Here is a 16,647-nt window from a genome sequence, read left to right as displayed (position 1 = left end):
CCGTCCTGCCGTTCCCGCCGGCGCCGGGTTGACCGGGGGTCGGGGCTCTCGTAGGTTGAAGCCTCCAGAATATCGTTCTGTCAAAGGGCGGCCATGACCTCCACCCACATCGACGTCAGCGCCATCGACCTCGACGACCTCGGCGCGTGGATGGATGCCGAGGGGCTGCCGGGCGGGGCGATCACGGAGGTCGCGCCGATCCCCGGCGGCACCCAGAACGTCATGGTCCGCCTCGAACGCGGCGGCCGGCCGTACGTGCTGCGCAGGCCGCCCCTGCACGCCAGGGCCAGGAGCAACGAGGTGCTGCGGCGCGAGGCGCGGCTGCTGGCGGCGCTGAGCGGCACGGCGGTGCCGGCGCCCCGGCTGGTGGCCGCGCAGACCGCCCGGGAGCCGGTGTTCTACCTGATGGAGCCGGTGGCCGGGTTCAACCCCTCGACCGGGCTGCCCGAGCCGCACGCCTCCGACGCCGCGATCCGGCACCGGATGGGCCTGGAGGCCGCCGCCGCGCTGGCCGAGCTGGGCCGGGTGGATCCGGCGGTGCTGCCCGGTTTCGGCCGTCCCGAGGGCTTCCTCGACCGGCAGGTGCCGCGCTGGCTGAAGGAGCTCGACTCCTACGGCGAGCTCGACGGCTACCCCGGCCCCGACATCCCGGGCCTCGACGCCACCGCCGACTGGCTGACCCGCCACCGGCCGGCCGCGTTCGTCCCGGGGATCATGCACGGCGACTACCACTTCGCCAACCTGATGTTCGCCCTCGACGGGCCCCGGGTGGCGGCGATCGTCGACTGGGAGATGTGCACGATCGGCGACCCGCTGCTCGACCTGGGCTGGCTGCTGGCCACCTGGCCGGTGAACAACGGGCACGTGCCGGGGCTGCCGTCGGAGCGGGAGCTGGTCGCGTACTACGCGGCGCTGTCGGAGCGCGACCTGTCGGCGATCGACTGGTACGCGGTGCTGGCCTGCTTCAAGCTCGGCATCGTGCTGGAGGGCACGCACGCGCGGGCGTTCGCCGGCAAGGCGCCCCGGGACATCGGCGACGTGCTGCACGCGACCACCCTCGGTCTGTTCGCCCGCGCCCACGACATCATGGAAGGCTTGTTGCGCTGAACCCGATGCGGGAAAAGGATCACGCCGGACGCCCAGATGCGTACAATTGCGCGCAATTGCATCTGGCATTCGGGGAAAGGATCGTCATGCGCATGCGGTTCCTCGGCTCCACCTCGGAGGCGGGCGCCTGCCCCACCCTGTACGAGACCGATCGCGGCACCATCGTCGTCCAGGGGCTTCACGTCACCGACCCCGAGGCGCTCGCGGACCTCCGCGACGTGCTCGACGGCGAGGCCGCCGTCGAGGTGCCCCGCGAGCTCCTCACCGAGATCGCCCGCCGGGTCCTGACCGACGGGCCGGCCGGCGCCCTGCCCACCAGCGACGGGACACCGTCGGCAACCGCTTGATCACGATTGCGCGGCTGGGCCTGGCATGATCGGTGCCCGCGGAGCTAGCCTCTTGCCGCGTGACGTCCTATCAGCAGGCGCGCATCGACCTCGGCGGCCAGCTTCGCCAGTTGCGCGAGGCCGCCCACCTGTCGGGCAAAGACCTGGCCGAGCGGCTGCGCTGGCAGCCGTCCAAGGTCTCCCGCCTGGAGAACGCCAGGCAGACGGCGACCGAGGACGACGTGGTCGTGTGGGCGCAGGCCGTCGGGGCCGCGCCCGACACGACCGACGAGCTCATCAGGCAGGCCATCGCGCTGCTGGAGCGGCACGACGACTGGAAGCAGCGGCACCGCAGCGGCCTGGCCGCCATCCAGGAGGACATCCGCGACCTGGAGGCGCGCACGAAGCTGTTCCGCGTCTTCGAGCCCGGCATCGTCGTCGGCCTGCTGCAGACCTCCGAGTACGCCCGGCACGTGTTCCGCAAGGTCAAGCGCCTCTACAGCGCGGCCGACCAGATCGACGCGGCCGTCCGCGTGCGCATGCAGCGGCAGGAGATCCTCTACGACCGCACGCGCACGTTCCGGTTCGTGGTGCCGGAGTCGGCGCTGCGCAGCGCGCTGGCCCCGGCCGACGTCATGCGCGGCCAGCTCGACCGGCTGCTGGCCGTCAGCACGCTGCCCAACGTGGAGTTCGGGGTGATCCCGTTCGGCACCGAGCTGCCGTCCGCGCCGATCAACGGGTTCTGGATCTACAACGAGGCCATGGTGGGCGTCGCCACGATGACCAAGGACCTCGTGCTGCGCGACCCCGACGACATCGCCTTCTACGTGCGGGCCTTCGACGACTACGCCAAGGTGGCGGAGTTCGGCGAGCCGGGGCGAGAAGTCATCATCCGTATTCTTCGCGAATACCTGCAACAAACCCCACATTAACCTCAGCAATTGCTTGCCACCCGCAGCAAGATCGTGCAATTCTGTCGCGAGACGTTGCGGAGGTGACGCATGATGCTTGATACCGCGCTCTGCCTTGAGCGGTTCGCGTGGCACGCGGGCCGTCACGCCGATCTTTCGGTGCAGAATGTCGCGCTGGCCAGCGACCCGGCGTACGTGTCGGTGCGCAACCGGTTCTCCGCCACCCTGGCCGAGACGGTGACCTGCTCCGACGACGGCGCGTACATCACGTCGTGGGGCTACCGCCTCGGCACCGCCGAGGACGTCGAGTCGGCGGCCGCCCGCCTGGCCTTCCTGCTGGCCGCCCTGCCCGCCTGACGCCGGCCGGACCCGAGCCCGGCCCAGGCCGGGCTCAGCCGAACCGCTCCACCGCGATGCCGGCCTCCCCGGCCGCGGCGGTGCGCGCGTGGGCCAGCAGCCGCGCCCGGTCAAGCACGTTGGGATGCAGGGTGTAGCGGATGATCAGGCCGTCGAGCATGGCGTCGATGCGCTCGGCCGCGCCCGCCGGATCGGCGCAGGCGAACTCCCCGGCCTCGGTGCCGGCCGACAGCACCTGGGCCAGCGCGTCGAGCCAGGCCGTCTCCAGCTCCAGCATGATCGCGTTGACCGCGGGCTCGCGCAGCGCGGTGTTCCAGGCGTCGATCCAGAGCAGCCAGCTCTGGTCGGAGCGCGACTCGGGGATGTAGTAGCGCAGCACCCGGTCGAGGCGCTCCACCGCCGTGCCGGGGCCGTCGGCCAGCTCCTTGAGCCGGGCGCTCTCGATGTCGAGCGTGGCCCGCAGCATGGCGGTGATCAGCTCGTCCTTGGTCGCGAAGTGGTAGTGGATCAGGCCGCCGCTGACGTTGATGGACTTGGCGATGTCGGCGATGCGCGTGTTGGCCAGGCCGCGTTCGAGCACCACTTTGCGGGTGGCCTCGAGAAGCTCTGCTCTGCGCTGGTCGGCCTGATCGGCCCGGGTCGTACTCGCCACCCGATCAGCCTATAGCGCGCCGCGGGAACGGGCCCCGCGGCCGCCGTCGCTTCCTCAGTGGGCGCAGTCGTACAGGCCGGTGTGGCCGTCCACGGCCGCGCAGTTGGCGGTGACCCAGGCGGTCACCTCGGTGTCGCCGCCGGGGCCGCCCCGGCCGCCGGGCAGCACGTACCTGAGCCGTCCCGACGAGACGAGCTCCCGCAGGCGGGGGACGGTCATGGCGGGATCGGAGCCGGTGAAGCCGCCCATGGCGATCACCGGGCGGCCGGTGGACAGGATGATCGAGGACGCCTGCTGGGCGCTGCCCACGGCCACCAGCCACGTCGCCCGGCCCTGGTTCGCGACCAGGTACTTCACCGTCGAGTCGGCCACGCCCCCGCCCGTGAGACCGCGGTCCCTCGCGCCGGGCTGCCCCGCAGGCGGCCGGTCCTGTGGCGGCTCGCCGTCCTGGAGGGCGTCCGGCCGGCCGGTGGGGAGCTCGCCGCCCGGTGGCGGGCCGCCGAAGCCGCCGGGACCGCCCGTACGCCCCGTGGACGGGCCCGCCGTGGGGTTGGTCCCGTTCACCCGCGCCCCCAGCGGTGAGACGGCGTAGGCCGCCGGACCGGCGAGCCCCGCGACCAGAGCGGCCGCCAGCGCCACGACGCTCACCCGGCCCACCACCCGGCCCGTCATCCGGCCCGCCACCCATCCGCTGCCCGCCACGAGCCCTGCCACGGCCACTGCGGTCGCCCCGAGCACGACCCAGGCCAGCCACGGCAGCCACTCCGGCGTACGGCGCAGCACCGCGAACGCCCACCCGCCGGTCACCGCGACCGCCACGGGCAGCGCCCACGCCCACCCCCGCGACCTGCGGTACTCCCGCCACATCACGGTCGCCCCCGTGCCGGTCAGCGCGGCCACGGCGGGCGCCATCGCGGTGGTGTAGTAGGGGTGGAACGTGCCACTGGAGAAGCTGAACACGGCGTGGTGCACGACCAGCCAGCCGCCCCACAGCAGCCAGGCGGCCCCGTCGAGGGGCCTGCCGCGCACCCGCAGCAGCACGGCGAAGGCCAGCGCCACCGCGCAGAACGGCAGCAGCCAGGAGATCTGCCCGGCCATGACGTCGTTGAACAGCCGCCCGGCCCCGGCCTGCCCGCCGAAGTTCGCGCCGCCGAACCCGCCGCCACCGGCCCGGTCCTGGCCGAAGATCCGGCCGAGGCCGTTGTAGCCGATCACCAGGTCCCGGACCGTGTTGTCGGTCGAGCCGCCGACGTAGGGCCGCGAATCGGCGGGCCACAGGTCGACGACCACCATCCACCAGGCGCTCGACACCACCATCACGGCCCCGGCGGCCAGCAGGTGCCCCACCCGCCGGGCCAGGCCGTGGCGGGCGCACGCCAGGTACGCCACCCCGAACGCCGGCACCACCAGGTACGCCTGCAACATCTTGGCGTTGAACCCGAGCCCCACGAACAGCGCGGCGAGCAGCAGCGGCCGCAGCCGGGCCGTGCGCAGCGACTCCAGGCAGAACCAGGCCGCCAGCACCAGCAGCAGCACGAGCACGGTGTCGGGGTTGTTGTCCCGGTTGATGGCCACCGTGATCGGGGTGAGCGTCATGACCACGGCCGCGACCAGCGCCGCGACGTGCCCCTGGCGGGTGCGCCCGAAGGACCGGCGGACCGCCGAGTACACCGCCCCGACGGCCCCCACGCCGGCCAGGACCTGCGGCATCAGCATGCTGTACGTGCCGTGGCCGAAGATCCGCGCCGACAGCCCCATGACCCACAGCGCGAGCGGCGGCTTGTCCACCGTGATGAACGACCCGGCGTCGATCGCGCCGAAGAAGAACGCCTTCCAGCTCCGCGTGCCCGACAGGACGGCGGCGGCGTAGTACTCGTTGGCGTTCCCGCTGAGCGCCCAGGCGTACAGGGCGAAGGCGGCGGCCAGCACCGTCCACATCGCGGGCCGCGACCAGCGCGGGTCGCCCGCGGCCCCGGTCAGCGCGCGCACGCGGGCCGGCGCGGCGACGGCGGTCATCGCCCGCTCCTGCGCCGGGGGTTGAACACCCACACGCGCAGCAGCAGGAACCGGACGAGGGTGGCCGCCGCGTTGGCCGCGACGACCGCCACCAGCTCCACCCCGTGCGAGACCCCGCCGGGCAGCAGCGCGAGGCTCCCCGACGTCAGCGCCAGCCCCACCAGGAACGCGATCAGGCCTTCGAACTGGTCGCGCAGCGCCCCGCCCGAGCCCCTGACCCCGAACGTGAAGCGGCGGTTGGCCGCCGTGTTGGCCACGGCCGTGACCAGCAGCGCGACCGCGTTGGCGAGCTGCGCCGGGACGACCTGACGCGACATCGAGAACAGCGCCAGGTAGGCCAGCGTGCTGACCACGCCCACGATCGCGAACCTGGGGAGCTGCCTGGCCATCCCCTTCGGCAGCTCGGCCCGCCGCACCCGGGCGGGCATCGGCAGGCGCGCCGCGCCCGACAGTGTCCTGCGGGCCACCCTGGCCAGCCCGCGCAGGTCGTCCAGGGCGGTCCGCAGGAGGTCCACGCGGCTGTCCGGGTCGTCCACCCAGTCGACGGGGACCTCGTGGATGCGCAGGCCGTGCCGCTCGGCCAGCAGCAGCAGCTCGGTGTCGAAGAACCACTGCTCGTCCTCGACGGCGGGCAGCAGCGCCTGCGCGATCTCCGTCCGCACGGCCTTGAACCCGCACTGCGCGTCGGAGAACCCGGCGCCCATCACCGAGCGCAGCAGCAGGTTGTAGGAGCGGGAGATGAACTCCCGCTTGGGCCCGCGCTCCACCCGCGAGGCCCTGGCCAGGCGGGTGCCGATGGCCAGGTCGCTGTGGCCCGACAGCAGGGGTGCGACCAGCGGGAGGAAGGCGTCCAGGTCGGTGGACAGGTCGACGTCCATGTAGCTGACGACGTCGGCCTCGCTGGTGGACCAGACCTGGCGCAGGGCCCGGCCGCGGCCCTTCTCGTCGAGGTGCACGGCCCGCACCTGCGGCAGCTCGCGGGCCAGGTCGGCGGCCAGCCGCCAGGTGTCGTCGGTGCTGGCGTTGTCGGCGATGGTGATGCGGAAGCCGTACGGGAACGTGGTGGCCAGGTAGGCGTGCAGCCGGGCGACGCTCTCACGCAGCGCCCGCTGCTCGTTGTGGACCGGGACGACCACCTCTACCAGGCGCGTCCTTACCGCTGTTGTCTCCATGCAGCCAGCTCACGATTCGGGTCTTTGAGAGGACTTATCCGATTGTGAGTGACGAATGAGAGTTCCGGGAAGATCGATCGTGGCGATCGCGCCGCCGCCGGGCGCGTTGGACAGCCGTACCTTGCCGCCGGTCTCCGACACGGCCTGCGCCACGATCGCCAGGCCCAGCCCGGAGCCGGGCAGGCCGCGGGCCGAGGGCGAGCGCCAGAAGCGCTCGAAGACGTGCGGCAGCTCCTCCTCGGGGATGCCGGGGCCGTGGTCGCGGACGGTCAGCCGGCCGTCCTTGAGCGAGACCTCGACCTGGCCCTCGGGGCTGAACTTGCGGGCGTTGTCGATGAGGTTGAGCACGGCGCGTTCGAGCGAGGCGGGGCTGCCGACGACGTACCAGGGGTGCAGGTCGGTGCGCACGTCGGCGCCGCGCAGCCGGGCGCGTTCGGCGGCGGCCGTGACGACGTCGTGCAGGGCCAGCTCGACGTGCGGCTCGTGGTCGGTGTCGCCCCTGGCGAGCTGGAGCAGGTCGCCGACCAGCGTGGACAGCTCGGCGAACTGCGCCTTGACGTTGACCAGCAGGCGTTTCTTGGCGCCCGGGTCGAGCTGCCTGCCGGTCTGCTCGCTGCGCAGCAGCAGGTCGATGTTGGTGCGCAGGGTGGTGAGCGGGGTGCGCAGCTCGTGACCGGCGTCGGCGACGAGCTGCTGCTGGCGTTCGCGGGAGCCGGCCAGGGCGGCGGTCATGGCGTTGAAGGAGGAGCTGAGCCGGGCGATCTCGTCGTTGCCCTGGACGGGGATGCGGGTGTTGAGGTCCTCGGTCTCCGCGATGTGCTCGGCCGCCCTGGTCAGCCGGCCCACGGGACGCAGGGCCGTACGGGAGATGGCCCGTCCGGCCAGAGCGGCGCCGATCACCCCCACGGCCGCGATGGCGGCGAGCGCGAGCGCGGTGTTCCGCAGGGTGATCTTGATGTGGTAGAGCGGCCTGGCCTCCAGGACGGCCACGCCGGGCGCGAAGTTGATGGCCACGACGCGCACCTCCTTGCCGTCGCGCGTCACGCCGTTGCGGTAGACCGGCTCGTCGTGTCCGGGTATCGCCTTCTTGTCCTCTTCCACCGGCACGATCGGCGAGCCGAGCGAGCAGGTCCTGCCGTCGGCGTACAGCAGCGTCACCAGGTCGTGGTAGACGAGGGCGCCCTCCGGCCTGCACCTCTCCTGCAGGAACCGCTTGTCCCCCTCGAGCTCCGGTTCCAGGATGGTCTGGTCGAGCTGCCTGATGACCTGGTTCTGCACGATGAACCAGGACAGCCCGGCGCACACCGCGATCGCGATCGCGACCGCCGCCGCGACCAGCAGCGTCAGCCGGGTGCGCAGGCTGCTGCGGATCACGGCGCGGCCCGCAGGACGTACCCCACCCCGCGGACCGTGTGGATCACCCGGGGCTCTCCCCCGGCCTCGGTCTTGCGGCGCAGGTACATGACGTACACGTCGAGGGAGTTGGAGGTCGGCTCGAAGTCGAAGCCCCACACCTCGTTGAGTATCTGGTCGCGGGTCAGGACCTGGCGGGGGTGGGCCAGGAACAGCTCCATCAGCAGGTACTCGGTCCTGGTCAGGTCGAGCGCGCGGGCGCCGCGGGTGACCTCCCTGGTGGCCGGGTCCATGCGCAGGTCGCCGTAGGAGAGCGTGCCGCCGTCTGCGGAGGCGGCGTTGAGCGCGCCGCGGCGCAGCAGCGCGCGCACCCGGGCCAGCAGCTCGTCCAGCTCGAACGGCTTGACCAGGTAGTCGTCGGCCCCCGCGTCGAGCCCGGACACCCGGTCGCCGACGGCGTCGCGGGCGGTGAGCATGAGGACGGGGATGTGGTTGCCCTGGGCCCGCAGCCGCCGGCAGGTGGTGAGCCCGTCGAGCCGCGGCATCATCACGTCGAGCAGCACCGCCTCGTACGACCCCGCCGCCAGCGCCTCCAGCGCCGCCTGGCCGTCGTTGGCGGTGCCGACCCGGTAGCCCTCGAACTCCAGGCTCGACTGCAGCGCCTCGCGCAACGCGGGCTCGTCGTCCACCACCAGCAACCGTGCGGGCTCAGTCATGTGTCACAAGATATGAGCCCACTATGAGAACACGATGAACGGGTTCACCGGCGTCCTCTGAGAATCACCACGCCACGGGCAGGGCCTTGAGCCCGAAGATGACGCCGTCGTACTTGGCGGGCACGTCCTCGTCGGCGACCGTGACGCGCAGGCCGGGGACGCGCTCGAAGAGGGTGCGCAGCGCGATCTCCAGCTCGGCCCTGGCCAGGTTCTGGCCGAGGCACTGGTGCACGCCGTAGCCGAAGGCCACGTGGTGGCGGGCGCCGCGGGCGACGTCGAACTCGTCCGGACGGTCGAAGACGCGCTCGTCCCTGTTGGCGGAGGCGCCGAGGACGAAGATGCCCTCGCCCTTCCCGACCCGCTGCCCGCCGATCTCCTGATCCCGCGTGGACACCCGGTCGAAGGCCACCCAGTCGACGATCGAGTGGTAGCGCAGCAGTTCCTCCACCGCCATCGGCCAGCCCGAGGGGTCGGCGCGCAGGGCGGCGAGCTGGGCGGGGTGGCGCAGCAGCGTGAGCACGCCGAGCGGGATCATGTTGGCCGTGGTCTCGTGGCCGGCGACGAGCAGCAGGAAGAGCACGCCGACGAGCTCCTGGTGAGTGAGCTGCCCGCCGGTGATCAGGCGGCCGAGCAGGTCGTCCTCGGGTGCGCGTGCGGCGGCGGTGACCAGGTCGTCCAGGAACCCCCTGATCTCCGTGACGGCCGTGTAGCCCGCCGCGGGGTCATCGACGGCGGAGACGATCATGCGGGTACGCGACTGGAAGAACTCGCGCTCGGCGTACGGGACGCCCAGCAGCCGGCAGATCACCAGGGACGGCAGCGCCAGCCCGAACGCCTCGACCAGCTCCGCCTCCGTCCCCTTGGCCAGCATGTCGTCGATGAGCTCGTCCACCAGCCGCTGGATGGACGGCCGCAGCTCCCTGACCCGCCGGACGGTGAACTCGGGGATGAGCAGCCTGCGGAAGCGGGTGTGCTCGGGCGGGTCGAGGTCGATGAAGTTCCCGATCGCGAACTGGCGCAGCGTCTCCGCCTGATCGGGCGAGGGCGGCTCGGGGCTGAGGAGCGCGTTGGGGTGGCCGGGCGTGGCCGGGTTGGTGCTGATGCCCTCGCCCGACAGCACCCGCTGGGCCTCGGCGTGCCGGGTGACGAGCCATGCCTCGCCGCCGGGGAGCGCCGCCCTCACGAGGGGGCCCTGCTCGCGCAGGCGGGCGTACTCGGCAGGCGGGGCGAACGGGCACGTGCGCTGGACAGGGAAGTGCTGAGCCATAGTCTGCTCCCTACAAGCCGGACCGCATTGCTTACTTACGTGAAAGTAAGCAATGCGAGGGCCGGCCGTCAAGGGATGGGAGCACGATGGCAGGGCGGCGGACGGACACTCGTGAGCGGATCCAGCGGGTGGCGCTGGAGTTGTTCGCCGAGCGCGGCTACGACAAGACGACCCTCCAGGAGGTCGCCGAGCGCCTGGAGATCACCAGGCCCGCGCTCTACTACCACTTCCGCACCAAGGAGGCGATCCTGGCCGGCGTCGTCGACCACCTGGTGGTCTCGATCGACGAGCTGGTGGCGTGGGCGAGAGAGCAGCCGCGCACGCCGGAGGCCAGGCAGGAGATCCTGCGCCGCATCTCCGGGCTGCTGGAGGACAGGTGGCGGCCGCTGTTCAGGTTCGCGCAGGTGAACCAGGGGGTGATGGGGGACCTGCCGTCCGGCTCGCGGATGCAGGAGGGCCTCGTCTCCATGCTGTCGGTGCTGAGCTCGCCGGAGGACGACCCCGTTCAGCAATTCGAGGCCAGGCTCGCGGTGATCGCGGTGATCCTGGGGAGCGTCCCCGTCCTCTTCGACCTGCAACTGCCCGACGCCGAACGCACGGGCGTGGCGCTCACGGTGGCCACGAAACTGATTTCCCGGTGATTCCCGCCTGATTCACGGGCGCAGCAGCGCCATGGCCGCGTTGTGGCCGCCGATCCCGCTCACGCCGCCGCCCCTGCGGGCCGCGGCGCCGCACAGCAGAATGCGTTCGTGCCCGGTCTCGACGCCCCAGCCCCCCTCTTCCGCGTACGGCCAGCTCAGGTCGGCGTGGAAGATGTGGCCGCCCGGCAGTCCGGCGTCCCGCTCCAGGTCGACGGGGGTTTTGACCTCGACGCACGGGGTGCCGTCGGGGGCGCGCAGCAGGCAGTCCTCGATGGGCTCGGCGAGCACCGCGTTCATGGAGGCGAACGTGGCCCGCAACGCCTCTTCCCGCGCTTTTTCTGGATTTTTCCGGAAAAGTCGGGCGGGCATGTGGAGGCCGAACAGGGTCATCGTCTCGGCCTTCCCCCGCAGTTCCGGCCCCAGGATGGACGGGTCCGTCAGGGAATGGCAGTAGACCTCCGCCGGCGGCGATTCCGGGATCTCCCCGCGCGCCGCCTGCTCGTACGCCTTCGCGAGCTGGTCGCGCCCCTCGTTGATGTGGAACGTGCCGCTGAAGGCGGCCCGGGGGTCGGCCGAGCGGTCCTTCAGCCGGGGCAGCCGGGCGAGCACCATGTTGACCTTGAGCTGCGCGCCCTCCGGCACGGTCGCGGGCCGGCCGAGCACCCGGTCCAGCACCGCTGGGGGCAGGTTGACCAGCACGTGGCGGCCGTCCACGGTGTGCTCGCCGTCCTCGGCGACGTAGGTGACCTCGCCCGACGGCGAGATGCCGACGATCTCCGCGCCGGTCCTGATCTCGGCCCCGGCCCGCCTGGCCGCCCGCTCCAGCGCGCCGGAGACCGCGCCCATGCCGCCCACCGGGACGTTCCACTCGCCGGTGCCGTCGCCGATCACGTGGTAGAGGAAACACCTGTTGGCCAGCAGGTCGGCGGACGGGTCGGCGAACGTGCCGATCAGCGCGTCGGTGAGCACGACGCCGCGCACGGTGTCGTCGGCGAACCGCTCGTCCACGGTCTGCCCGATCGGCCGGGCGAACAGGTCGCGCCAGGCCTGCGGGCCGACCAGGCGCTCGATCTCGGCGGGGGCGCGCAGGGGTTCGAGCAGCGTGGGGGCCAGGGCGCGGGCCACGTCCGCCGTCATGGCGTAGAAGTCGCGCCAGGCGCGGTGGTCGCGCTCGCCGCCGGTGACGGCGCGGAAGGAGGCGGCGGTGCGGGCCTCGTCCTCGTTGTCGACGAGCAGGCCGGTGTCGCCCACGGGGGTGTAGGAGGCGTACCGGCGGCGGCGCAGGTCGAGGTCGAGACCGAGGTCGCGGACGATCTGGGCGGGCAGCAGGCTCACCAGGTAGGAGTAGCGGGACAGGCGGACGTCCACGCCGGGGAAGGCCCGCGTGGAGATCGCCAGGCCGCCGACGTGCCCGAGGCGCTCCAGCACCAGCACCCGGCGGCCGGCTCCGGCGAGGTAGGCGGCCGCGACCAGCCCGTTGTGCCCGCCACCTGCCACGACGACGTCATACGCACCCATCCCCGCACCTTATGACCCGACCTGTGCCCTTAGTCAACGGTTCGCGCGGATATGGTGCGGGCCGCTCGCGGGTCGGCCCGGCCGGGTCCACTCCCGGCCGGGCCGGATCCGTCAGCCCGTCCTGTTCACCCAGACGCGCTTGACCGGCCACGGCGTGAGCCGTACCGAGGAGACCCCGCCGACGGCCGTCCAGCCGCCGGTCAGGACGATGGGACCGGCGTACGGGTGCGACTGCTCCACCCCGACGGCGTGCTGGCCGGTGCCGGAGGCGCAGCTGCTGTAGGCGTAGCCGCCGCTGACCCAGGCGGTGCAGTCGGTGGGCGCGGCCAGCGCGGGCGACGGCGCCAGGCCCGCCGCGGCGAGGCACATCACCGCCGATCCGGCCAGGGCGACGAGAGGACGACGAAGGCTCATGCGGAGTCTCCTGAGGTTCGGGGGGTGAACGCGCTCTTACTTTTAGGAAACTTTCCTAAGGGAAAGCTAGATCGTGCTCCAGGCGGCGTCAACGGCCACCTTCGGGCGACGCGCTCACGGACGGCTGGCGATGGCCAGGAGCGTGGCGGCCGGGGCGGTGAGCGAACGCCCGCGCCGCCACACCGCGCGCAGGTTCCGGACCAGGGTGAGCCCGGCGAGGGGCACCTCCACCAGGCGGCCGGTCGCGACGTCCGCCTCGACCGCGTAGCCGCTGAGCACCGCGGGCGCGGCCCCCGCCTGCGCCGCCCCCTTGACCGCCGAGTTCGACCCCAGCTCCAGGCGCGGGCTGGCCCGGTGGAGGCTCTTGAACGCCACGTCCAGGGTCTCGCGGGTACCTGAGCCCGGCTCGCGTACCACCAGCGGCGTGGCGGCCAGCTCGGCCCCGCGCAGGGCCGTCCGGCGGCGCGCCCAGGGATGGCCGGGGGCCACCACGACCACCAGCCGGTCGGTGCCGACCACCCGGCTGTCCAGCCCCTCGGGCACGGTCGGCCCCTCGACGAACCCGAGCTCCACCTCCTCGCCCAGCACCCTGGCCGCGACGTCGGCGGAGTTCACCACGTCCAGCCCCACCTGGACCTCGGGCTCGCGGTTCTGCAGCTCGCCGAGCCAGCGCGGCACCAGGTACTCGGCCACCGTCATGCTGGCGGCCACCCGCAGGTGGGCCGCCTCGCTGTGCCGCACGGCCTCCACGGCCCGCATCAGCTCCTCGGCCGCGGCCAGCACCTGGGCCGCCCACCCGGCCACCATCCGGCCCTCGGCGGTGAGCGTGGACCCGCGCGGCGTGCGCTCCAGCAGCGGGACGCCGAGGCGGCGCTCCAGCATGGCCACCCGCTTGCTGGCCGATGGCTGGGCCATGCCCGCCGCCTTGGCCGCCTGGCCCAGGCTGCCCAGCTCGCCCACGTCGACCAGCAGCTTCAGCGAGTCGAGATCCGGCAGCGCACTCATAGCCACAGGCTATGGCCTCCCACCCAACGCGTGTCTACCGGCCGGTACGAAGGCCCCGAAGACTGGGATCATGCCTCTCCCCGACCAGCGGATCCCCCCGCTCACCGCGCCCCGGCCGGCCCCCGATCCCCAAGGCGGCCAGGGCGTCCGGGCGGCGTCGGTGTGGCCCGGCATCGGGCTGGCGGCCGTCGCCGTGGTGGCGGCCATGGTGGCGAACCGGTACGTCCCGGCGTTCAGCCCGGCGGTGATCGCGGTGCTGTCCGGGGCGGTCCTGGCCAACCTCGCGGCCTGGGCGGCGACGTCCGCGCGGGGGGCCGGGGCGGGGGCCGTCTGGGAGCGGTTCAGGCCGGGGCTGGCGTTCGTGGCCCGGCGGGTGCTGCGGGTGGCGATCGCGCTGCTCGGGCTCCAGATCGCGCTGCCGCAGGTGCTCGCGCTCGGCTGGCAGACGCTGGTGATCGTGGTGACGGCGACCGGCGTGACGTTCACGGTGACGCCGCTGATCGGCCGCCGCCTGGGCCTGTCGTCCGGCACGTCGCTGCTGGTGGCGACCGGGGTGTCGATCTGCGGGGCGGCGGCGGTCGCGGCCATGCGCGAGAGCGCGGAGGACGCCGACGACGACGACGCGGCCGCCGCGCTGAGCGTGGTCGTGCTCTACGGCAGCGCGGCCATCGTGGCCGTCCCGGCGCTGGCGGCGCTGCTCGGGCTGTCGCCGGCCCAGCTCGGCGTCTGGACCGGCGCGGCCGTGCACGAGGTGGCGCAGGTGGCCGCGATCGGCGCGGCGTCGGGCGTCCTGGCCGCCGCGGTGACGGTCAAGCTGGCCCGCGTCGTCCTGCTGGCCCCGCTCGTCGCCCTGACGTCGTTCCGTGCCCGCCGCTCGGCGGCCGGTGCGCCCGCGGCGGGCCGGCGGGAGGGGCGCAGGACGCCCGTCATGCCGCTGTTCGTGGCGGCGTTCCTCGTCATGGTGGCGGTACGCAGCACCGGCTGGGTGCCGGACGTGGTCACGCGGGCGGTCCCGCAGGTCACCAACGTGCTCATGGCCGCCGCCCTGTTCGGCCTGGGCACCGGGATCGACGTGCGCAAACTCGTCAAGGGCGGGCGAGCCGTGCTGCTCGGCGGCATCGCCACGGGGATCATCGCCGCCGTGTCGCTCACCGGGGTCGCCGTGCTGCTGTGAGGCCGCCTGAGTGGACGTCCTGGCCAGGCCACCGTACGCTGCTCTGTTCGGAACAAATTCCGTCAGGCACGCCGTTCTCCCTGAACCGGCCAGGACCACTCAAGGAGCTTGAAACCCGTCATGCGCAGCGCCACCGATCCCCTTCTCCAGCCGTCCGACGAGGTCGCCGAGGCCCTGGCGGGCGGCGCGCCCGTCGTGGCCCTGGAGTCCACGATCATCTCCCACGGCCTGCCGCAGCCGCGCAACCTGGAGGTGGCCCGCGAGCTGGAGGGCGTGGTCCGCGCGGCGGGCGCGGTCCCGGCGACGATCGCCGTCCTCGACGGCGTGGCCAGGATCGGCCTGAACGAGCTGGAGCTGGAGCGCATCGCCACCGAGTCCGGGCTGCGCAAGCTGGGCCAGCGCGACCTGCCGCTGGCCGCCGCGCTGAAGGCGAGCGGGGCGACCACCGTGTCGGCCACGTCGTTCCTGGCCGCCCGCGCCGGCGTCCGGATCTTCGCGACCGGCGGTCTGGGCGGCGTGCACCGCGGCTGGACCGAGGACCAGGACGAGTCCGCCGACCTCGACACCCTGGCCCGCACCCGCATCACGGTCGTCTGCGCGGGCGTGAAGTCGATCCTCGACGTGCCGGCCACGCTGCAGCGGCTGGAGACGCGCGGCGTGACCGTGGCCGGCTACCGCACCGACACCTTCCCCGGCTTCTACCTCAACTCCTCCGGCCAGCCGATCGACTGGCGCATCGAGTCGCCCGAGGACGCCGCCGCCGTCATGCGCGGCCAGGACGCGCTGGCCGGCCCGGAGACCGCGTTCATCGTGGCCAACCCGGTGCCGCGCGACCAGCAGCTCGACCCGGCGCTGCACGACCGCGTGCTGGCCGAGGCGCTGGCCGCCGCCGAGCGCGAGGGCGTCAAGGGGCAGGCGATCACGCCGTTCCTGCTCAGCTACCTCGTCAACGGCACCGGCGGCGCGTCGCTGGAGGCCAACCTGGCCGCCGTGCGCGGGAACACCGCCCTGGCCGCCGAGATCGCCGTGGCCTGGTCGCGGGCGTGAGCGACACCGGCCTCCTGGTGATCGGTGACGTCGTCACCGACGTGGTGGCGCTGCACGGCTCCCCGGTCATGGCGGGCACCGACACCGCCGCGGAGATCGTGCTGCGGCCCGGCGGCTCGGGCGCGAACACCGCCGCCTGGGCCGCCCACCTGGGGGCCGACTCGCGGCTGCTGGCCAAGCTCGGCTACGACAGCAGCGAGTGGCACACGACCGAGCTGGTCAGGACGGGGGTCCGGCCCCACGTGCTGGTGGACCGGGAGCACCCCACGGCGGTCGTCATCGCCATGGTGGACAAGACCGGCGAACGGTCCATGCTCACCAACCGCGGCGCGGGCGGCCTGATCTCCGACGCCGACTGGGACCCGTCCCTGCTGGACGGGGTCGGGCGGCTGCACCTGTCGGGCTACACGCTGTTCGCCGCGCCCGGCCTGCGCCTGGTCAGGGCCGCCGTCCGGGACGCCGTCGCCGCCGGGGTGCCGGTCAGCGTCGACCCGGCCTCGACGGGCCCGCTGCGGGACTTCGGCGTCGAGCGTTTCATGCGGGAGACGTCCGCGGCCGACCTGATCATCCCGAACCTGGACGAGGCGCTGGTCCTGACCGGCGTCACGGCGCCGGAGCGGGCCGCCGTGCTGCTGAGTGAGACGTACGGCACAGCGGTCGTGAAACTGGGCGCCGAGGGCGCGCTGGTGGCCGTGGACGGCAAGATCACGGCGACGTGCGCGGGCGTGTCCGCCGAGGTCGTGGACTCCACGGGCGCCGGTGACGCCTTCGCGGCCGGGTATCTCGCCGCCACCCTCCAGGGGGCGGGCGCCGCGCTCGCGCTGGAGGCGGGTTGCCGTGCCGGTGCCCAATGTGTGGCCCAGGTGGGCGGCCGTCCACGGTACGGTTTGGATCTGAACCGTCTTTACCCTATTCACACTGATTGATAGCTTGCCGCGTAGGCTGCACCATTAGCCACATGCGTACCGGGT

General features: G+C 73.0%; 17 protein-coding genes. 8 read left to right on the top strand and 9 right to left on the bottom strand.

Annotation, left to right across the window (positions count from 1 at the left end; translation table 11 throughout):
* The first annotated feature begins 93 nt into the window (after nt 1-93).
* The 4 genes from ACIBST_RS24800 (at nt 94) to ACIBST_RS24785 (ending at nt 2,701) form a co-directional block, all read left to right on the top strand.
* The gene (locus ACIBST_RS24800; protein ID WP_397174920.1) at nt 94-1,107 is read left to right on the top strand and encodes a phosphotransferase family protein; all 1,014 of its coding nucleotides are present in this window, start codon (nt 94-96) and stop codon (nt 1,105-1,107) included.
* An 86-nt stretch (nt 1,108-1,193) separates the two neighbouring features.
* The gene (locus tag ACIBST_RS24795; RefSeq protein WP_397174918.1) at nt 1,194-1,454 is read left to right on the top strand and encodes a hypothetical protein; all 261 of its coding nucleotides are present in this window, start codon (nt 1,194-1,196) and stop codon (nt 1,452-1,454) included.
* 59 nt (nt 1,455-1,513) lie between these two features.
* Nucleotides 1,514-2,365: a helix-turn-helix transcriptional regulator gene (locus ACIBST_RS24790; protein ID WP_357964569.1), complete on the top strand. Its 852-nt coding sequence runs from the start codon at nt 1,514-1,516 to the stop codon at nt 2,363-2,365.
* A gap of 69 nt (nt 2,366-2,434) precedes the next feature.
* Entirely contained in the window at nt 2,435-2,701 is a 267-nt protein-coding gene (locus tag ACIBST_RS24785) for a hypothetical protein (protein ID WP_352320256.1), read from the top strand.
* Nucleotides 2,702-2,735: 34 nt separating this feature from the next.
* Here ACIBST_RS24785 and ACIBST_RS24780 read toward each other — a convergent pair whose 3' ends face one another.
* The 6 genes from ACIBST_RS24780 to ACIBST_RS24755 form a co-directional block, all read right to left on the bottom strand.
* Complete coding sequence (locus ACIBST_RS24780) at nt 2,736-3,353, bottom strand: TetR/AcrR family transcriptional regulator (RefSeq protein WP_387664398.1); 618 nt, start codon at nt 3,351-3,353, stop codon at nt 2,736-2,738.
* A gap of 54 nt (nt 3,354-3,407) precedes the next feature.
* A complete protein-coding gene (locus ACIBST_RS24775; RefSeq protein ID WP_397174916.1) occupies nt 3,408-5,369 on the bottom strand; it encodes a glycosyltransferase family 39 protein in 1,962 nt (653 codons plus the stop codon).
* Complete coding sequence (locus ACIBST_RS24770) at nt 5,366-6,541, bottom strand: glycosyltransferase (protein WP_397174914.1); 1,176 nt, start codon at nt 6,539-6,541, stop codon at nt 5,366-5,368. The genes ACIBST_RS24775 and ACIBST_RS24770 overlap by 4 nt, the downstream gene beginning before the upstream one ends.
* Before the next feature lie 9 nt (nt 6,542-6,550).
* Nucleotides 6,551-7,915 (bottom strand): sensor histidine kinase, encoded by a 1,365-nt coding sequence (locus tag ACIBST_RS24765; RefSeq protein WP_397174912.1) that lies wholly within the window; start codon nt 7,913-7,915, stop codon nt 6,551-6,553.
* The gene (locus tag ACIBST_RS24760) at nt 7,912-8,610 is read right to left on the bottom strand and encodes a response regulator transcription factor (protein WP_397174911.1); all 699 of its coding nucleotides are present in this window, start codon (nt 8,608-8,610) and stop codon (nt 7,912-7,914) included. Before ACIBST_RS24760 ends, ACIBST_RS24765 begins: the two co-directional genes overlap by 4 nt.
* A 64-nt stretch (nt 8,611-8,674) precedes the next feature.
* Nucleotides 8,675-9,877, bottom strand: coding sequence for a cytochrome P450 (locus tag ACIBST_RS24755; RefSeq protein WP_397174909.1), 1,203 nt, complete (start codon nt 9,875-9,877; stop codon nt 8,675-8,677).
* An 86-nt stretch (nt 9,878-9,963) separates the two neighbouring features.
* Here ACIBST_RS24755 and ACIBST_RS24750 point away from each other — a divergent pair, with 86 nt between their 5' ends.
* Complete coding sequence (locus tag ACIBST_RS24750; RefSeq protein WP_397174907.1) at nt 9,964-10,518, top strand: TetR/AcrR family transcriptional regulator; 555 nt, start codon at nt 9,964-9,966, stop codon at nt 10,516-10,518.
* 12 nt (nt 10,519-10,530) lie between these two features.
* Here the strand turns inward: ACIBST_RS24750 and ACIBST_RS24745 are convergent, their stop codons facing one another.
* From ACIBST_RS24745 to ACIBST_RS24735, 3 genes are all read right to left on the bottom strand, one after another.
* On the bottom strand, nt 10,531-12,036 hold the full coding sequence (locus tag ACIBST_RS24745; RefSeq protein ID WP_397174905.1) for a phytoene desaturase family protein: 1,506 nt from the start codon (nt 12,034-12,036) through the stop codon (nt 10,531-10,533).
* Between the two features lie 111 nt (nt 12,037-12,147).
* On the bottom strand, nt 12,148-12,450 hold the full coding sequence (locus ACIBST_RS24740) for a hypothetical protein (RefSeq protein WP_352320270.1): 303 nt from the start codon (nt 12,448-12,450) through the stop codon (nt 12,148-12,150).
* A gap of 114 nt (nt 12,451-12,564) precedes the next feature.
* Nucleotides 12,565-13,455, bottom strand: coding sequence for a LysR substrate-binding domain-containing protein (locus ACIBST_RS24735; protein WP_397174903.1), 891 nt, complete (start codon nt 13,453-13,455; stop codon nt 12,565-12,567).
* 70 nt (nt 13,456-13,525) lie between these two features.
* Between ACIBST_RS24735 and ACIBST_RS24730 the strand changes: the two genes are divergently transcribed.
* The 3 genes from ACIBST_RS24730 (at nt 13,526) to ACIBST_RS24720 (ending at nt 16,602) form a co-directional block, all read left to right on the top strand.
* Nucleotides 13,526-14,629, top strand: a complete 1,104-nt coding sequence (locus tag ACIBST_RS24730; protein ID WP_397174901.1) for a YeiH family protein — start codon at nt 13,526-13,528, stop codon at nt 14,627-14,629.
* Between the two features lie 120 nt (nt 14,630-14,749).
* Nucleotides 14,750-15,676, top strand: a complete 927-nt coding sequence (locus tag ACIBST_RS24725; RefSeq protein ID WP_358285202.1) for a pseudouridine-5'-phosphate glycosidase — start codon at nt 14,750-14,752, stop codon at nt 15,674-15,676.
* Nucleotides 15,673-16,602, top strand: a complete 930-nt coding sequence (locus tag ACIBST_RS24720) for a carbohydrate kinase family protein (RefSeq protein ID WP_397174899.1) — start codon at nt 15,673-15,675, stop codon at nt 16,600-16,602. Before ACIBST_RS24725 ends, ACIBST_RS24720 begins: the two co-directional genes overlap by 4 nt.
* The last annotated feature ends 45 nt before the right edge of the window (nt 16,603-16,647 follow it).

It is taken from the genome of Nonomuraea sp. NPDC049684 (genome assembly GCF_044465345.1).
In the GTDB taxonomy this organism is placed as follows: domain Bacteria; phylum Actinomycetota; class Actinomycetes; order Streptosporangiales; family Streptosporangiaceae; genus Nonomuraea.
This window is presented reverse-complemented; position numbering and strand designations above follow the sequence as displayed.

Coding starts and splice junctions, on each gene's coding strand:
- ACIBST_RS24800 (WP_397174920.1), top strand. CDS start 94: ATGACCTCCACCCACATCGACGTCAGCGCCATCGACCTCGACGACCTC.
- ACIBST_RS24795 (WP_397174918.1), top strand. CDS start 1,194: ATGCGCATGCGGTTCCTCGGCTCCACCTCGGAGGCGGGCGCCTGCCCC.
- ACIBST_RS24785 (WP_352320256.1), top strand. CDS start 2,435: ATGATGCTTGATACCGCGCTCTGCCTTGAGCGGTTCGCGTGGCACGCG.
- ACIBST_RS24775 (WP_397174916.1), bottom strand. CDS start 5,369: ATGACCGCCGTCGCCGCGCCGGCCCGCGTGCGCGCGCTGACCGGGGCC.
- ACIBST_RS24770 (WP_397174914.1), bottom strand. CDS start 6,541: ATGGAGACAACAGCGGTAAGGACGCGCCTGGTAGAGGTGGTCGTCCCG.
- ACIBST_RS24760 (WP_397174911.1), bottom strand. CDS start 8,610: ATGACTGAGCCCGCACGGTTGCTGGTGGTGGACGACGAGCCCGCGTTG.
- ACIBST_RS24755 (WP_397174909.1), bottom strand. CDS start 9,877: ATGGCTCAGCACTTCCCTGTCCAGCGCACGTGCCCGTTCGCCCCGCCT.
- ACIBST_RS24750 (WP_397174907.1), top strand. CDS start 9,964: ATGGCAGGGCGGCGGACGGACACTCGTGAGCGGATCCAGCGGGTGGCG.
- ACIBST_RS24745 (WP_397174905.1), bottom strand. CDS start 12,036: ATGGGTGCGTATGACGTCGTCGTGGCAGGTGGCGGGCACAACGGGCTG.
- ACIBST_RS24740 (WP_352320270.1), bottom strand. CDS start 12,450: ATGAGCCTTCGTCGTCCTCTCGTCGCCCTGGCCGGATCGGCGGTGATG.
- ACIBST_RS24735 (WP_397174903.1), bottom strand. CDS start 13,455: ATGAGTGCGCTGCCGGATCTCGACTCGCTGAAGCTGCTGGTCGACGTG.
- ACIBST_RS24730 (WP_397174901.1), top strand. CDS start 13,526: ATGCCTCTCCCCGACCAGCGGATCCCCCCGCTCACCGCGCCCCGGCCG.
- ACIBST_RS24725 (WP_358285202.1), top strand. CDS start 14,750: ATGCGCAGCGCCACCGATCCCCTTCTCCAGCCGTCCGACGAGGTCGCC.